Source organism: Comamonas trifloxystrobinivorans, from assembly GCF_043359985.1.
GTDB classification, from domain to species: Bacteria; Pseudomonadota; Gammaproteobacteria; order Burkholderiales; family Burkholderiaceae_C; genus Comamonas; species Comamonas trifloxystrobinivorans.
Genome location: NZ_JBHZGV010000003.1, coordinates 209,078 through 224,855, shown reverse-complemented (window position 1 = coordinate 224,855; position 15,778 = coordinate 209,078). Strand labels below are relative to the sequence as shown.

Here is a 15,778-nt window from a genome sequence, read left to right as displayed (position 1 = left end):
AGACTGCCGTCAGCTTGGTTGCGCATGGAAATATCTATAAAAATCAAATTCATGAGCAATAGCTATAGGCTGGCATTGATTGTTTGTTGGTATGTTGCGATAGAAACCAATAAGCAGAATCACTGAAATTTGACCAAAGTGTGCAATTACTAGTGATACATTCGGATTCATTTTATGCCCTAGGGTTTGTCCCATTAGGGCTGCGGTACGGGTGTCCTCTGTACACGTAACTCGTCGCTGAGAGCGATTCCCGCCGCTTACTCCACTGAAACAGCAATTCGCCAAGACCTTTGAAACAGGTCTGGGCGGAGCTTTTGCTTTTCTCTTTTTAGTGCACAAGGAGCGAGAGTGAGTCAATTCAAGCGAATCCCTGCTGCTGCATCTCTATCAGGGCTGCGTTGGCGGGCGATAGGTGTGCTGGCGGCAGGGTGTTTCCCCGTCCTGGCGAGCGCCGCCACCACCAATCTGGATATCTTGGTCAACCATGACGCATTTCCAGCCAAGCTGGGGGCGGACTCTGGCGTGGTCGATACCCCCGTAGGCGGTGAGCTGGTTTACCGTGCGAAGGTTCAGCTCAATGGCGGCACCGGTGTTGTCACCAATGTCAACCTGACCCAAGAGCTGCCAGCAGGCGCCATCTTCAAGGGCCTGGGCCAATTGCCATCGGGAGTCCAGTGCGATGCAACGTCGCTGAAAGAAGGCGATTTGATTGTTGCGGGTCAAAAGATCCAGTGCACGATTGACCAGGTCACCCCGGATGTCGTCAATGTCGATTTCCGCGTCATCTTCCCAACGGCTGGTACGGACTGGACGGCCAAGGCCTCCGCAGAGTCGCCAGACAATGTGGACCCGGATGACAAATGGGAAGAGCCCAACCACTCCAACATCTCCCGCACCGTTACCGCGTATGAAAGCGCTGACCTGAAAGTCCAGATCAAAGCCGTCGGGGAAGCAAAGCCTGGCGCGGCCACCATCACCACTGCAAAGCAAAGCTCGACCATCTACTACGCGGTGGATGTGAGCAATGCGGCATCGGCCTATTCGTATCCGCTCAAAAAAGGTGATACCGCCAAGTTATGGGTCGCAAAGCCTGCAAATGGTACTTTCACAGGCAACGAGATCGTCGGCCCAGGTTGGCGTTGCGAGCCTGCTAAAAATGGCACTCCGCCGGTTGATGGCCTGGACTGTACCTATACCGCCACCGCCGATGTGCCCGTGGGCCAAGCACTGGGTACGACCATCTACATCCCCATGCGGGTTGATTTGGAAGAAGGGGATATAGCGGCAACCGCCACGGTGAGCACCCAAGTGGGAGAGACCGTGCTGCTGGATGCGGATCCTGAAAACAATACGAGCTCAACCACGATTAAGGTGAAACCTAATCTGGAAATGAACATGACTTTGACGAAGTCTGCTCAGCCCGGGACACTGGATTTGCTGGCTGCAGATGCGCAAGGTTATGTGCCGGTCAAGTACACCTTCGTTGCCCAACGATCGGCTGGTGTGATCGAGCCAGGCATTATTGGGCTGGAAGATACTTTGCCTGCTGATCTGGCGTTCGACACCTCTGATGCAACGGTTCAGTTCACAGGAACGGGTTGGAATTGCGATCTCTCTGATGTTGCCACCAACTACCTGTCGTGCTCGTACTCTGGCTCACTGAATAGCAACAGCGAAACTGTGCCTCTGGTGGTCAACGCCAAAGTCAAGGTGCAGCCCGTATTTGAAAAGCCTGCTGCAGACGGTGTCGCCGCCTCCAGCGTCAAAAACACAGCCACGGTTTCTGCAGAGAACGAGCCAGAAGAAAGCAAGGACGATAACCAGGCATCGGCTGTTGTGACGGTGAAAAATACCGTGGATCTGGGTATCTCCAAGAGCTCCGAATTCAAGGTGGTGCAATCGGGTTTGGAGTATTACTACGACATCAAGGTCACCAACAACGATTCGTATGTGGCGGTTTTGCCTGGGCAAACTATTACTGTCACGGACCAATTAGTGGATCGCTTGGCTTTTGTTGGCGTGGATGCTCAGACGTCTCCGGACTGGAGTTGTACCGCCACGGGTGGCCAATATGATGCATTGGCACAAGCCACCTTGGGCCAATTGCTGACTTGCACCTACAACAAGGGGTTGGTCAAAAAGGGTGCCGGGGCCAATAGCTCGGTGCTGCGCATCAAAGTCAAGCCGCATTTGGCTAACAGCACGACTCCGTTTGCCACTATCACGAACAAAGCCAACCTGACGGGTGTGGATGGCCGTGGCAACAGCACCGTTATCACCACCAATCCATCGACAGATGTGAATTTGTCCGAAAAAATTGCGGACCTGCGCATTGGGAAGACGGCCGAGGTCATGCCGCGTAGCAAACCTTATGCTAGCAACGCCTCGGGGGCCGAAGTGGTCTATACCTTGGTGGTACAGAACCTGCGCCCCAAAGATGGCTCGGCTTCGCAGATCGCCAAAACGGTGACCGTGACTGATGATGTGACAAATCTGATCACCAATGCGGTAGCTGATGCAGCAGGGGTGAAAGCCTATGCAGAAGAGGCGAACACTTCAGCCAATGTGAAGCGTTATATCCAAGCGCATGCCTATAAGCCTGGGGAAAAGGAAGAGATTCCTGGTGCTTGCAAGATCAATGGGGCGAGTACGCGCAATTCTGCGAACGTGACGTGTACGTTCTCGCAAATGCCTGTGAGTGACTCTGACGAGTACAAGGTGGTTATTCGCGCTTTCCAGTACGTCGATGCCAAGAGCGCTGGGGATATGACCAATACCATCAGGAATACTGCCAAGGTTCAGTCTCCTGACACGGCCGAGGTCAATAAAGACAATAACGAGGACTTTGCCGACATCATCTTGAGCGCCTTGACGGATCTGAAGGTGGAAAAGAAGGCGGACCCTGTTCAAGCTGCAGCAGGCCAAGCGATTACCTATACGCTGTCTACAACCAACGTTGGCCCATCCAAGGCTGAAAACGTCAAACTGGTAGACCAGTTGCCCGTGGGCGCTATTTGGGTTGGCAATGCACCAACCATTAACAATGGCACATGCAAACTGAGTGGCAATGCAGCATTTGCAGATGGCCTGGTGATCACGTCCGCCAACAACACCATGACTTGCACATGGTCCAGCGCATTTGGTGCCAATAGCGGCACGGATGTGCTCTACCGCCTGCGCTCTGCTTCGCAAAACTACCCAGCCAGTTTGGACAACCAGGTCGATGTGAGCACCGATACGACCGAGGTCGATCTGACCAACAACCACGCTGAAAAGCAGGTGCCGCTGAGCCTGCCTGAGGTGGATGTGTTGATCAATATGCGCCATACGGCAGATGGCTTGCCACTGCTGACGAAGAGCACGCAATACACCATCACGGTGACCAACAGCGGCAAGTCTGCATCCTATGCAACGGGTGTGAACATGACGAACCTGTTCCCTGCACAGGGCTCGACAGCGGAGTTCCGCTTTGACCAACTGGTGGCGGTGAAGGGTGACAAGCGCTTCAGCACAAAAAACTGCAAGGTTCTGCCCGATGAAGCTACGGCACGCGAGCTGGTTTGCGACTTCCCTTGGCTGGCGGTTGGCGAGTCCGTCGACATCGTGTTCACCATGACCCCCACTGCTTTGATGGAAGGGCGCCCAGTCGGCACCATCAACCACATTGCCACGGTGTCTGCTGATGTGGAGCGCTTGAATGCCGGCGGTGAGGCGCTGAATAACCAAGCGAAGGACCGCACTTCCACCTACGACCCAAGCAAGATCTCGCCTGAAGAGGCTGAAAAGCTGCGCTATGTCGACCTGTCCGTCACCAAAACCGCCACCAGCGTGCCGGTGGGCGGCATCTCCCAGGGCGACAGCATTGGCTACAGCCTGGTGGTGAAGAACGAGGAAGATCCGAACCGTGTCGACCCCGTGACTGGCAAGGCTGCGCCTTTGCACTTGAAAGACGGCCAGGCGGTAGTGACCGATGTGCTGCCCGAAGGTCTGGAGCTGGTGGGCAATGTGCCTGCAGGCTGCAGCTACGACGCGGCCAGCCGCACGCTCAGCTGCACGGTGACCGATCTGGAAGCCGGTAAATCCGTGTCGTTCGACTTCACGGTGCAGGTGACAGCCATTGCCGAAGGCCAGACCAGCATTGCCAACAAGGCCACGCTGACCAGCCCTGGCGACCCGGTGGAGCCCAATAACGAAGACACCGAAGAAACGCCGGTGGCTACTTTGGACCTGGCTTTGACCAAGCAAGTGGACAAGGCTGAAGCGATTGTGGGTGACACACTGGTGTACACGCTGAAGGTGGTTAACCACGGCCCGGCTACCAGCAAGGGTGCGGTGGTGACCGATGTTCTGCCAGAAGGTCTGGAATATGTATCTTCTACCGGCAACTGCCAGTTTGCAGCGCCAACGCGCACGCTGAGCTGCGAGCTGGACGACCTGGTCGCCAACGCCACCGCTGCGATCCAAGTGTCGGCCATCATCGGCCTGGATGTGACCGGTCCCACCACGCTGGTGAACAGCGCCAAGGTGAAAGCCCCCGGTGACACCGATCCCACGAACGACGAAGACAAGGTGACCACCACCGTGCCCAAGCCTGATCCAGGCGACAACGAAGGCCCTGGTGAAGGCGTGCCGCCGCTGGAGCCTGAGCCCGAGCCCAAGCCCGATCCAAAACCGGAGCCCGAACCGGAGCCGGAGCCGGAACCTGAGCCACAACCCACGCCTGAGCCCACCCCGGTGCCCAGCCTGGGCGCCTACAGCCTGGCTTTGCTGAGCCTGGCCCTGGGTGTGGCGGCAATGCGTCAGCGTCGCCAACGCTAAGCCGCAGACTCTGCACAAAAACCGCGCACCTGTTGCGCGGTTTTTTTATGCCGGTTGTCACCCCGTAATCAGAACTTGTTAACAGGTGTATTACCACCTGGACGAACTTTCAGGGCTATATTTGGCTCTTACCGCTATCGCGCAGACAGCAGGCATTCACCATGGTTCGATTTTTCTTTGTCTTCTTGGCCATTCAGCTCAGCCTGTTTGGCCTCAACATGCTCAATTGGGTGCAAAAACACCTGGTCGAGCCGTGGACGGCTTTGCTCGCCAAAATCTGCGCGTTTTTGGTGACCTGGTTCGACAAATCGGCCGTGGCCGAGGGCAAGGTGCTCTGGAACCATGCCACCAACTTTGGCGTCTCCATCGAGGCCGGCTGCAATGGGGTTGAGGCCTGTATCGTGCTGTTCGCCGCCATTCTGGCCTTCCCGTCGAGCTGGCGTCACAAGTTGATCGGCATGGTGCTGGGCTTTTTTGCGGTGCAGGCGATCAATGTGGTGCGCGTCATCAGCCTGTTCTACCTGGGCCAGTGGAACATGACGGCCTTCAACTTTGCCCACGAATACCTGTGGCAAGCGCTCATCATGCTCGACGTGCTGGTGGTCTGGCTGGTCTGGGTGCGGGCCGGCCAACGCTCCAAGCGTGCCGAAGAGGGCTCGGACAACCCGCCGCCTTCGGGCACGGTCAGCGGCCCGGGCGAACCGGTCGCCGCCTGAGCGAGCCCCGCCAGCAGCCTTTGCGCTGCTGGTTTTGTTTTGTAGACTAGGCAGCAGCAACAACAGGAAGAGGGATGAAGCGCTTAAACCCGATACAGCGGTTTGCTCTGTTGGCCTTTGTCGGCATCATCGTGCTGACCACGGTCTGGACCAAGCTGTCGCCCTGGATCAGCTATCCGGTGGCTGTCATCTCCAAATACGGGCTGGAAGACATGGCCTCGGGCTGGGTCAAGCAGGTGCAGATCGAGCCCGGCAAGATCGAGGTCGACACCAACGTAGGCGTGGCCAATGCACAAACTGGCGGCCGCTGGGTGGAGATATCGATCGATGGCGACCCGGGCCGCTACGCCTACGGCTTTCCCATTTTTCTGGCTTTGCTGCTGGCCGCCTGGCGCAAAGGGCGGGTTTGGCGGGCCATTGTGGGTTATATCGTGCTGCTGCCTTTCCAGGCTTTCAGCATCTCCACCAGCTTGCTGATGCAGATGGTGCTGGCCACCAACCTGGATTTGCGCTTGCTCAAAATATCGCAAGGCCAGCTCGAAGGGCTGGCCTACGGCTTCCAGCTCGGCAGTCTGGTGCTGCCCACGCTGGTGCCGTTTTTGCTGTGGCTGTGGCTGGATCGCCAGTTCGTCAACGATGTGCTGGTGGAAGCCTGGAAAAAGAGCGTCCAGCCCAAGCTGATGCCCAAACCGGTGGTGAAGCCGCCACCACCGCCACCGCCCGAGCAGGTGATTCGCCCGGCAGAAAGCGGGGCTGAGATCTCGCACAGCGTCAGCATCACCTTGCCGCCGCGCAAGAACAGCTGAACGGCGATACCGTCATTCAAAAAGCCAGCGCTTGCCTTGCAGCGCTGGCTTTTTGATATGCACAGATAGGAGGAGTAGGCAAGACTTTGGTTGTCTGGTATTCAAACAGCATCGCCTTGCAGCGAAGCGGGCGCTGGAATAGTTCACCGCAATGGTGAGATGGCCGCGTAGGCGCGGCGTCGGGCGGGGCCGGCCACCCGGACGCAGACAGTACACGTGTACGGCAAGGCCCCGCAACAAAGCATACGCGGCCATATCTCCACCCCAAAACGAAGACTCTTTGCACTGGAATGCAGCAGGCTTCGCCATCACACTTGCACTCCACGGAAACTCGTAATGAAACTTTTATGGCTTTCTGACTGCGATTGGCTGCGTGTGCCAGGTGGCCCAGGCCAGGGCTGCGGCCAGCGTGGCAAACACCGCGCAAAACACCAGCAGGGCGCGCGACAGGCCCATGTGGTCAGACAGCCAGCCAATGCCCAGAATCGGCAAGATCGTGCCAACATAGCCAATCACCAGGTAGGTGGCCAGCAGCCCGGCGCGGTTGTCGGCGCGGGCCAGCTTGTTGACCACGGAGATACCGCCCAGATTGCACAGGCCGTGGCCCAGTGCGGTGGTCAGCACGCAGAGCAAAAACAGCAAACCCGAGCCGGCAAACACGTTGGCAATCAGCAGCAGATTGCACAGGGCCAACGACAGATAGCCGGTGATCAGCACCTGCTTGGTCTTGAAGCTCTTGGCCATGAACTGCACGGCGGCCGACATGAACAGAATCAGGCCGATCGACGGGCCGCTGATGGCCGGGCCGTGCCAAGGCACCATCTTCTCCATGAAGCTGGGCGCCAGCGAAGCAAACAGGCTGAACATGCCGAAAGCGCAGAACGCGCCCATGGAGGCCAGCGCATAAGGGCGCAGCACGGAGCGCTCGGGGAAGGTGAGGCGCGGTGTCAGCTGGGCCAGCGTGAAAGGCGTGCTGGGTTTGGGCGGCAGCAGTTGCGCCGGAATTCGCACCTGAAACAGCGAATACACCGCCAGCACGCCCAGCAGCAGCGAAGGCAGGTAAGCCGTGCGCAGCGGGTAGGGCGCCCATTGCGCCACCAGGCCGCCGACGATGGGCCCCAGGCCAAAGCCGAAAGCGATCGTCAGGCTGGTGGTGGCTGCGGCGCGTTGGCTGTCGCCGCTGGTGTTGAGCTGGGTCAGGCCAATGGAGGCGGCCGTGGTGATGGTGCCTGAGGCCAGGCCGATCAGCACGCGGCTGGCGCCAAACGCCCAGACGTTCCATGACAGGGCCGACAGCAGCACGCCCAGCATCATCAAAATCACGCCGGCGCGCAGCACCTTGAAAAAGCCATAGCGGCTGGTGATGGTGCCCAGCAGCATCAGGCTGCCGAGTGCGGCCGCCATGTACAGCACAAACACCTGGGTGATGTGGCTGGGCAGCAAATGCCATTCGGCCTGGTAAAGCGGGTACAGCGGGCTGGCGAGGGCTGTGCCCATGACGCCGACGCACATGGAAAAGCACACCCATGCGTAAGGTGGCCATTGGTATTTCATGATGAAAAAGAGATTCTGCAGAAAAGGGCGGACGCTGTGCCTGCAGCCACTCCCCTGGCCGCAGGCGCTGTTCAGGCTGCCTATAATGACTAAAAATGACCAAATGGTCATATTTGCCAATTGTATAAAGGACATCGCATTCATGCCGCAGCCCGCGCAAGGAACCCATGGCGCAAGCTCGGGCATCGTCGCGCCCACCCGTGAGGTTGGCGCCGCATCTGCCTGCCAGACCCAACTACTCGCGCCCAAGCGCCGCAGCCGGGGCCCGAGCGCCGAAAAAACCGCTAACACCCAGCAACAGATTGCCCATGCGGCGCTGGCCGCTTTTGTGCAAAACGGCATCGCCAAAACCACCATGGCACAGATCGCGCAGCGTGCCCAGGTGGCCAAGGGCACGCTCTACCTGTACTACCCCAGCAAGGACGAACTGCTGCGCGGAGTGGTGGCGCACGCGCTGCGCCAATCGGCCATCAACCACCCGCTGGCGCGCATGCCCGGCGAAAGCGTGCATGCTCTGATGCGCCGCAGCCTGCTGCCCACTTTGCACGAGCTGGAGCACAGCGAGCGCGGAGATCTGGCGCGGCTGATTCTGAGCGAGGCGCATCTGCAGCCCGAGCTGGCGCGCTTGTACAAAGAAATGGCCTTTGACCCTTGGCAGCGCTACGTCACCGGCTTGTTGCAGCTGGCGGTGAACGAGGGCGAGTTGCAAACCCCATCCGTTGCCGCCTGTGCGCAGCTGCTGAGCAGCCCGTTCTGGATGGGTATGGTGCGCAGCGGCCTGCCAGCCAGTGGCGGTGCGCCCGATTGCGACGTGGCCGAGCTCACCGGCTTGCTGCTGGACAGCTTGTTTGGCGTGCGCACGGTGGCGGCGCCTGGCAAGGCGTAGGTCATTGCTGCGCACGGCTATATTGGGCGCTGGGTTGAAGCAATGAAAGACTGAAGCGAACCATGGCCAAGAAGAGAGATTTCCCACCGATGCAGCAGCAGACGCAGCTGTCTGTACTGCCGTCCGTGCGGCGTGCTGCAGCGCTTGCCGCTGCCGCTCTGGTGCTGAGCGCTTGCTCGCCCTATGTCGGCGTTGGCGTGCCGGTAGGCCCGTTCTCGGTGGGCGTGGGTGTGGGCAGCGGCGGCGTCAGCGCTGGTGTGGGCACGGGCGTTGGCCCGGTAGGCGTTGGCGTAGGTGTGAACCAAAGCGGCCAGGTGACCGGCAGCACTGGCGTGGGCGTTGGCACTTCGGTAGGTGGCGCAAATGTGGGCGTGGGCGTAGGTACCGGCACGGTGTTGTACGACCCGGCGGCTTCGCCGGCCGATGCAGCACGTGCCCAGCCTGCACCGAGCGGCACGCCCCAGCAAGGCGTGGTTGTCCCTGCATCGCCTGCGCCCGCTGGCGGGAGCGATGTGCAGTGGCGCGGTGCCAATGGGCAGCAGGTGCCAGACTGCAAATTTCGCAACGCTTGCTAAGACAGTCTTGCTCTTAAAGCTATAGCTGTTCAGCTGCAGCCAGCATCTGTTGCAGAGCTGGCTGCTTGCACTGCGCAGCTACACGTACAGCGGCGCTTCGTCCATGGCTTCGATCTGCGCTTGCAGCAGCTGGGTCTGCTCTTGCCAATAGGCCTCGGTGCCGAACCAGGGAAAGTGGATCGGGAAAATCGGGTCGTCAAAGCGGCGCGCCAGCCAGGCGCTGTAGTGGATGAGGCGCAAAGTGCGCAGCGGCTCAATCAGCACCAGCTCGCGCCGGTCAAAAGGCCGGAACTGCTCGTAACCCTCGATCAGCGTGGAGAGCTGCGCGGTCTGCTGCGCGCGGTCGCCCGAGAGCAGCATCCACAAATCCTGCACGGCCGGACCGGTGCGGGCGTCGTCCAGGTCGACAAAATGCGGGCCGCCACCAGCCTCGTCGGGCGGCACCCACAGCACGTTGCCCGGGTGGCAATCGCCGTGCAGGCGCAGGTTGCGGTACTCGCCAGCGGCAAAGTGGCCGGTGGTGTTGGCCGGGTCAACGATGCGGCGAATCTTGTCGAGCGCGCGCATGCAGGTATCGCTCCAGGCAGTGCGCTGGGCGGGCGGAATGGCGCCGTGCTGCATCAGCCAGTCGTGCGGCTCCTGGCCAAAATCTTGCACGCTGATGGCTGGGCGCTCCACAAACGGCTGGGCTGCGCCCACGGTGTGGATGCGCGCCAGAAAGCGGCCCACCCATTCGAGCACTTCCCAGTCGTCCAGCTCGGGTTGGCGCCCGCCGCGCCACGGTGATACGGAAAAGCTGAACCCCGCGTGGTGGTGCAGGCTGCTGCCGCCCAACTGCAGCGGCGCCACTACGGGCACCTCGGCATCGGCCAGCTGTTGCGAGAAGGTGTGCTCCTCGGCAATCTGCGCATCGCTCCAGCGCTTGGGGCGGTAGAACTTGGTCACCACGCGGCTGCCGTCCTCCAGCCACACCTGGTAGACGCGGTTCTCGTACGAGGCCAGTGGGTTGAGCCGGCCATCGCCCCACAGGCCCACCGAGGCGAGCGCGTCCAGCACCACATCGGGCGTGAGCGCAGCGTAGGCGTGCGTGGGGGCAGGGGCGTCGGGTGCGTGCTCGGCGGCAGGGTCAAAGGCTTGCATAGCCTTCCATTGTCCGCCGAGTGGCCGGGCGCGCCTGCAATCTCAGTTGGGCTGCAAGGGATTGGCGCTCAAATACCAATTTTTTCCTTGCCTGCTGGGTCTTGCCAGCTATGGTTTTTGACACTGCTGCAAGCTGGCTTGCACGGGCTTTTCAGTCCGCCATTCCCGCTGGCCCGCGCGGACAATGGTGCGAACGCGTATGCTTGGCGCCCTGCTTATGAACCAATTGCATCTGTTTTTGCCCTGCGCCGCCGGCGTCGAGGGCTTTTTGGCCGACGAGGTCCATGCCATCACCGGCGCCAGCGGGCAAGATCTGCTCGTGGGCCGCGGTGGCGTCATGCTGCGCGGCATGTGGCGCGATGCCCTGCTGCTCAACCTGCACAGCCGCCTGGCGCAGCGCGTGCTGGTGGAGCTGTCGCACAGCATGTACCGCAACGAGAACGATCTGTACCGTGCCGCCAGCGAGGTGGCCTGGGAGATCTGGTTCACGCCCAAAGAGACTTTCAAGATCGAAGTCACCTCGCAGCACAGCCCGCTGACCAGCCTGAACTTTGCCGCGCTGCGCGTGAAAGACGCCATTGCCGACCGCTTCCGCGATCGCCGCAACGGCGTGCGCCCCAGCGTGGAAACGCACCACCCCGATGTGCGCGTGCACCTGCACCTCACCACCGACGGCGCCACCATCTATATCGACACCTCGGGCGAAGCGCTTTTCAAGCGCGGCTGGCGCGAGGACAAGGGCGATGCCCCGCTCAAGGAAACCCTGGCCGCGGCCATGATTGCCGCCTCGGGCTGGGACCCGCATGGCGACAACCCGCAGCCGCTGTACGACCCCTGCTGCGGCAGCGGCACCGTGGTGATCGAGGCGGCGCAAATCGCCCGCAAAATCCCGGCCGGCATTCTGCGCCGCTTTGCTTTCGAAAAGCTCGTGCCTTTCCAGCGCCATGTCTGGGAAGCCATGCTCGACGAGGCCGAGGCCGCCATCCTGCCCGCCAGCCCGGTGGGCATTTATGGCTCGGACATCTCCTTCCGCATGGTCGACTTTGCTACCCGCAATGCCGAGCGCGCTGGCGTGGCCGACACCATTCAGCTGCGCGGCGGTGACGCCTTGCAGCGCATGCCGCCCAGCGAAGAGCCCGGCATGATGCTCCTGAACCCGCCTTACGGCGAGCGTATTGCTGCGGCTGGCTCGGCTGGCCGCAATGCGGCCGAGCGCATGGGCCAGGTAGAGCGCGCCGGCCGTGAAACCGCGCAGACCGAAGACGGCGGTGAGTTCTTCAGCCAGCTCGCCAGCCACTGGAAGAAAAACTTCAGCGGCTGGAGCGCCTGGATGCTCACGCCCGACCTCAAGCTGCCCGGCAAAATGCGCCTGAAAGAATCGCGCCGCACGCCCATGTGGAACGGCCCGATTGAATGCCGCTTGTTCCGCTTCGACATGGTCAAAGGCGCCGTCAAGCCGCGCAAGGGCGAAGGCGATGCAGCCAACGAAACGGGCCGCCCGGCATGAGCATGCGTGTAGTTCTGAAATGGCCGGCCTGCAACGACAGCTACGCCGGCCCGCTGCCGCGCCCGGTGGTGCTCGACACCAACGTGGTGCTCGACATGCTGATCTTTGACGACCCGCATATCCCGCCCATCCGCGCCCTGGTGGCGCAAGGCCAACTGCGCTGGATTGCCGACCAGGCCCAGCGCATTGAGCTCGAACGCGTGCTGCACTACAGCCAGATCGCCCCCCGCGTCAGCTACTACGGCAAAACGCCCGAAGGCGTGATGGCTGCCTTTGACGCAGCGGTGGAATACGTGGCCGCCGCGCCCAAAATCCGCTTCACCTGCACCGACCCGGACGACCAGCATTTTCTCGACCTGGCCAGCCAACACCAAGCGCTGCTGGTCAGCAAAGACCGCGCCGTGCTCAAACAGCGCAAGCGCGTGGCGCAGTACTACGGCGCCACCGTGGGCAACCTGGTGCTGTTGGAAGAGGCCGCTGCTGTTGCTGCAGCCTAACAACTTGGCTTGATTGATAGCTCAGTGCTTGCCTGCGGACAAGCTCTGCGGCTAGGCTTTGGGCGCCGCCAATTCACAAGAGCAGGGAGCCCACATGCAGCGAGCCATCACCACCTTCACCACCGCCGCCCTGGCACTGGCGCTGAGCGCCAGCATGGGCGTGGCGCAGGCCAAAAGCATCTCGCAAAAAGCCGAGGCAGACCAGACCATTGTCATGAGCGACAGCGATCCGGCCATGCAAAAGGCTTTCGACCAGGCGCGCAAAACCTTGCCCGAGTTTTTGCAAAAAGCCGCCCAACCCGCACCCGGCACCGACACCTACATGCTCAAAGTGGGTCTTACCGATGGCAAGCACACCGAATACTTTTGGGTAGGCGATTTTGAGCGCCAGGGCGAGCAATACCAGGCCACCTTGGCCAACACGCCCAACACGGTGCGTGGCTACCGCAACGGCCAGCGCATCAGCTTTCAGCCCGGGCAAATTGTGGACTGGATGTTTTTGGAGCCTGGCAAAAAACGCATGCACGGCAATTTCACCGCCTGCGCCTTGCTGAGCAAAGAGCCGCCCAAAGAGGCCGCTGCCTTCAAAAAGCAATACGGCCTGAGCTGCGCAGACTGAGCCTGCTTGCGCTGTAGCGGCCAGCGCTGTTGCGCCGCAACCACCCAAGCGGTCCCCGGATTTTTCAGAAAATTTGGCAGTGCCGCAGCGCAGTAGCTACCATGGCAGCCATGCAAGTTGATCGCTAAGACGCGCTAACGACTGCATTCTTTCTTGCACAGGGACGACCCTGTTTGGCATCTCCCCCCGATGCGCAACACCGCCAGGACGGCCTGGCCATTGATAACTTTCAGGAGTTTTTTATGGCTTGGTTGGCATTGTTGGTGGCCGGTGTTTTGGAAGTGCTGTGGGCCTACACCATGAAGCAGTCGCACGGCTTCAGCAACCTCAAATACAGCTCGATCACCCTGGTGGCGATGGTGGCCAGCTTCGGCCTGCTCTCGTACGCCATGCGCAGCCTGCCGCTGGGCACCGCCTATACGATCTGGACAGGCATTGGCGCGGTGGGCTCGTTCATCGTTGGCGTGCTGGTGCTGGGCGAATCGCTGTCGGCCATGCGCATGGTGGCGGCGGTGCTGATCGTCTCGGGCCTAGTGCTGATGAAGATATCTTCCAGCTGACGCAGAGCCGTTTCTGTAGGGCGCAGTGCAGGGCGCAAGCCCATGCCTGGGGTGGCTTTGCGCAAGGCTGCGACAATGGCGCCCATGACTGCTGTGAACCCCACCACTCCTACCGCTTCCGCCCGCAAGCCGGCGGCCAAACTCACCACGCTGGACAAGACCCGCATCGACGACACCCGCATCAAGGTGGTGCGGCCGCTGATCACGCCGGCCTTGCTCGAAGAGTGGCTGCCCATCAGCGACGAGGCGCACCAGCTGGTGGAATCCAGCCGCGCCGCCATCTCGCGCGTGCTGCACGGGCAAGACGACCGGCTGGTTGTCGTGGTGGGGCCTTGCTCCATCCACGACCACGACCAGGCCATGGAATACGCCCGCCAGCTCAAGCAGCAGGCCGACGCGCTGCAGCAAGACCTGCTGGTGGTCATGCGCGTGTACTTTGAAAAGCCGCGCACCACGGTGGGCTGGAAAGGCTACATCAACGATCCGTACCGCGATGGCAGTTTTGCCGTCAACGAAGGGCTGGAGCTGGCGCGCCGCCTGTTGCTCGATGTGCTGGAGCTGGGCCTGCCAGCGGGCACCGAGTTTCTCGATCTGCTCTCGCCGCAGTTCATCAGCGATCTGGTCAGCTGGGGCGCCATTGGCGCCCGCACGACCGAAAGCCAAAGCCACCGCCAACTGGCCAGCGGCCTGTCTTGCCCGGTGGGCTTCAAAAACGGCACGGACGGCGGTGTCAAAGTGGCGAGCGACGCCATCTTGGCCGCACAGTCTTCGCATGCTTTCATGGGCATGACCAAGATGGGCCAAAGCGCCATTTTCGAGACGCGCGGCAACCAAGATTGCCACATCATTTTGCGCGGCGGCAAGCAACCCAACTACAGCGCCTCCGATGTGCAAGCGGCCTGCGAAATGCTGGAAAAAGCCGGCCTGCAGCCGCAGGTGATGATCGACCTCTCGCACGCCAACAGCAGCAAGCAGCACCGCCGCCAGATCGACGTGGCTGCCGATGTGGCGCAGCAAGTGGCTGCGGGCGACAAGCGCATCACCGGCGTGATGATCGAAAGCCATCTGCACGAAGGCCGGCAAGACATCGTCGAAGGCCAAGAGCTGCAATACGGCGTATCGCTCACCGATGCCTGCATCAGCATGGAGCAGACCATTCCCGTTCTGCAGCAACTGGCCGAGGCTGTGCGCACGCGCCGCGAAAAACGCTAACGCACATTGCCGCAGGGCTTTGCGCTCTGCGGCGGTGGCTGGCTTAACGCTGCGCTGCGCCCAGCATGATCACCGCCATGCCTGCCAGGCAAAGCGCTACGCCAGCGCCGTCCCACAACGTGGGGCGCACGCCGTCTACCAGCCACAACCAGGCAATCGCAACGCTCACATAAACGCCACCGTAGGCCGCATACACGCGGCCCGTGGCGGTGGGGTGCAGGCTCAGCAGCCACACAAACGCGCACAAAGCCAGCACGGCGGGCGCCAACACCCAGGCGGGCGCTTTGCCTTTGAGCCAAAGATAGGGCAGAAAGCAGCCAACAATCTCAGCCACGGCGGTCAGCGCAAACAGCGCGGCAGTGCTCAGGATATTCATGGCGGTTTCAGGCTGCGGCAAAGCGGCGCAGGCGTGCAGCCAAATCGGCATCGGCTTGTGCCAGCACCTGCAACTGCGCAAACGCCGCGCCGGCGCTGGGCGCGATGCCAGTGCCATAAACCGTCTGGTAGGTATCCAGCCACAGCTGTGCCGTATCGGCATTGGTCAGCCAGGCAACCGAGCAGGCCAGCAAACCGGTGCAGGCGCTGGCGCTGCTGCCAAATTGGCTGATGGCCCAGAGCGCGGCGTGCACCTCGACCTCGTCCAGATCAGCGTGGTCTTGCACCAGCAGATCAAGCGCGGCCTGCTTTTCGGGCAGCGGCAAAAGCGGGTCCGCAAACATGCGGCCCATCTCGGCAAGCACGGGAACACGGGAAGGCAGGCCGTGGTGGTTCAGGCTCATGGCGGGCAAGGGGGAGTCAAACTGCGGCCATTGTGGCGTAACTTGGGCTAGGCTGTTCTACGGGATTGGCCTTGACCATAGACAGAAGAAAACCCATTAGAATTAAATT

The 15,778-nt window shown here is 61.0% G+C and carries 14 protein-coding genes; 10 read left to right on the top strand and 4 right to left on the bottom strand.

Annotated elements, in window-relative coordinates; all coding sequences use genetic code 11:
• Positions 1–522: 522 nt before the first annotated feature.
• The 3 genes from ACFIQF_RS04240 to ACFIQF_RS04230 all read left to right on the top strand — a co-directional run bounded on the left by ACFIQF_RS04240 (position 523) and on the right by ACFIQF_RS04230 (position 6,340).
• Positions 523–4,818 (top strand): DUF11 domain-containing protein, encoded by a 4,296-nt coding sequence (locus ACFIQF_RS04240; RefSeq protein WP_393940386.1) that lies wholly within the window; start codon positions 523–525, stop codon positions 4,816–4,818.
• 161 nt (positions 4,819–4,979) lie between these two features.
• A complete protein-coding gene (gene xrtH / locus ACFIQF_RS04235) occupies positions 4,980–5,534 on the top strand; it encodes an exosortase H (protein WP_393940383.1) in 555 nt (184 codons plus the stop codon).
• 74 nt (positions 5,535–5,608) lie between these two features.
• A complete protein-coding gene (locus tag ACFIQF_RS04230; protein ID WP_393940380.1) occupies positions 5,609–6,340 on the top strand; it encodes an exosortase H-associated membrane protein in 732 nt (243 codons plus the stop codon).
• A gap of 345 nt (positions 6,341–6,685) precedes the next feature.
• Here the strand turns inward: ACFIQF_RS04230 and ACFIQF_RS04225 are convergent, their stop codons facing one another.
• Positions 6,686–7,852, bottom strand: a complete 1,167-nt coding sequence (locus ACFIQF_RS04225; RefSeq protein ID WP_393940689.1) for an MFS transporter — start codon at positions 7,850–7,852, stop codon at positions 6,686–6,688.
• A 184-nt stretch (positions 7,853–8,036) separates the two neighbouring features.
• Here ACFIQF_RS04225 and ACFIQF_RS04220 point away from each other — a divergent pair, with 184 nt between their 5' ends.
• Together ACFIQF_RS04220 and ACFIQF_RS04215 are read left to right on the top strand one after the other, a co-directional pair.
• Complete coding sequence (locus ACFIQF_RS04220) at positions 8,037–8,780, top strand: TetR/AcrR family transcriptional regulator (protein ID WP_393940378.1); 744 nt, start codon at positions 8,037–8,039, stop codon at positions 8,778–8,780.
• 89 nt (positions 8,781–8,869) lie between these two features.
• The gene (locus tag ACFIQF_RS04215; protein ID WP_393940687.1) at positions 8,870–9,355 is read left to right on the top strand and encodes a hypothetical protein; all 486 of its coding nucleotides are present in this window, start codon (positions 8,870–8,872) and stop codon (positions 9,353–9,355) included.
• 78 nt (positions 9,356–9,433) lie between these two features.
• Here ACFIQF_RS04215 and ACFIQF_RS04210 read toward each other — a convergent pair whose 3' ends face one another.
• On the bottom strand, positions 9,434–10,495 hold the full coding sequence (locus ACFIQF_RS04210; protein ID WP_393940375.1) for a serine/threonine protein kinase: 1,062 nt from the start codon (positions 10,493–10,495) through the stop codon (positions 9,434–9,436).
• A 217-nt stretch (positions 10,496–10,712) separates the two neighbouring features.
• Here ACFIQF_RS04210 and ACFIQF_RS04205 point away from each other — a divergent pair, with 217 nt between their 5' ends.
• The 5 genes from ACFIQF_RS04205 to ACFIQF_RS04185 all read left to right on the top strand — a co-directional run bounded on the left by ACFIQF_RS04205 (position 10,713) and on the right by ACFIQF_RS04185 (position 14,890).
• On the top strand, positions 10,713–12,002 hold the full coding sequence (locus ACFIQF_RS04205; protein ID WP_393940373.1) for a THUMP domain-containing class I SAM-dependent RNA methyltransferase: 1,290 nt from the start codon (positions 10,713–10,715) through the stop codon (positions 12,000–12,002).
• Between the two features lie 2 nt (positions 12,003–12,004).
• The gene (locus ACFIQF_RS04200; protein ID WP_393940370.1) at positions 12,005–12,499 is read left to right on the top strand and encodes a putative toxin-antitoxin system toxin component, PIN family; all 495 of its coding nucleotides are present in this window, start codon (positions 12,005–12,007) and stop codon (positions 12,497–12,499) included.
• A 94-nt stretch (positions 12,500–12,593) separates the two neighbouring features.
• Complete coding sequence (locus ACFIQF_RS04195; protein ID WP_393940367.1) at positions 12,594–13,118, top strand: YegJ family protein; 525 nt, start codon at positions 12,594–12,596, stop codon at positions 13,116–13,118.
• A 242-nt stretch (positions 13,119–13,360) separates the two neighbouring features.
• Complete coding sequence (locus tag ACFIQF_RS04190) at positions 13,361–13,678, top strand: DMT family transporter (RefSeq protein ID WP_489672285.1); 318 nt, start codon at positions 13,361–13,363, stop codon at positions 13,676–13,678.
• Positions 13,679–13,762: 84 nt separating this feature from the next.
• Entirely contained in the window at positions 13,763–14,890 is a 1,128-nt protein-coding gene (locus tag ACFIQF_RS04185) for a 3-deoxy-7-phosphoheptulonate synthase (RefSeq protein WP_393940366.1), read from the top strand.
• Positions 14,891–14,933: 43 nt separating this feature from the next.
• Here the strand turns inward: ACFIQF_RS04185 and ACFIQF_RS04180 are convergent, their stop codons facing one another.
• Positions 14,934–15,266: a YnfA family protein gene (locus tag ACFIQF_RS04180; protein WP_393940364.1), complete on the bottom strand. Its 333-nt coding sequence runs from the start codon at positions 15,264–15,266 to the stop codon at positions 14,934–14,936.
• Positions 15,267–15,273: 7 nt separating this feature from the next.
• Positions 15,274–15,669 (bottom strand): hypothetical protein, encoded by a 396-nt coding sequence (locus ACFIQF_RS04175; RefSeq protein WP_393940362.1) that lies wholly within the window; start codon positions 15,667–15,669, stop codon positions 15,274–15,276.
• Between the last annotated feature and the right edge of the window lie 109 nt (positions 15,670–15,778).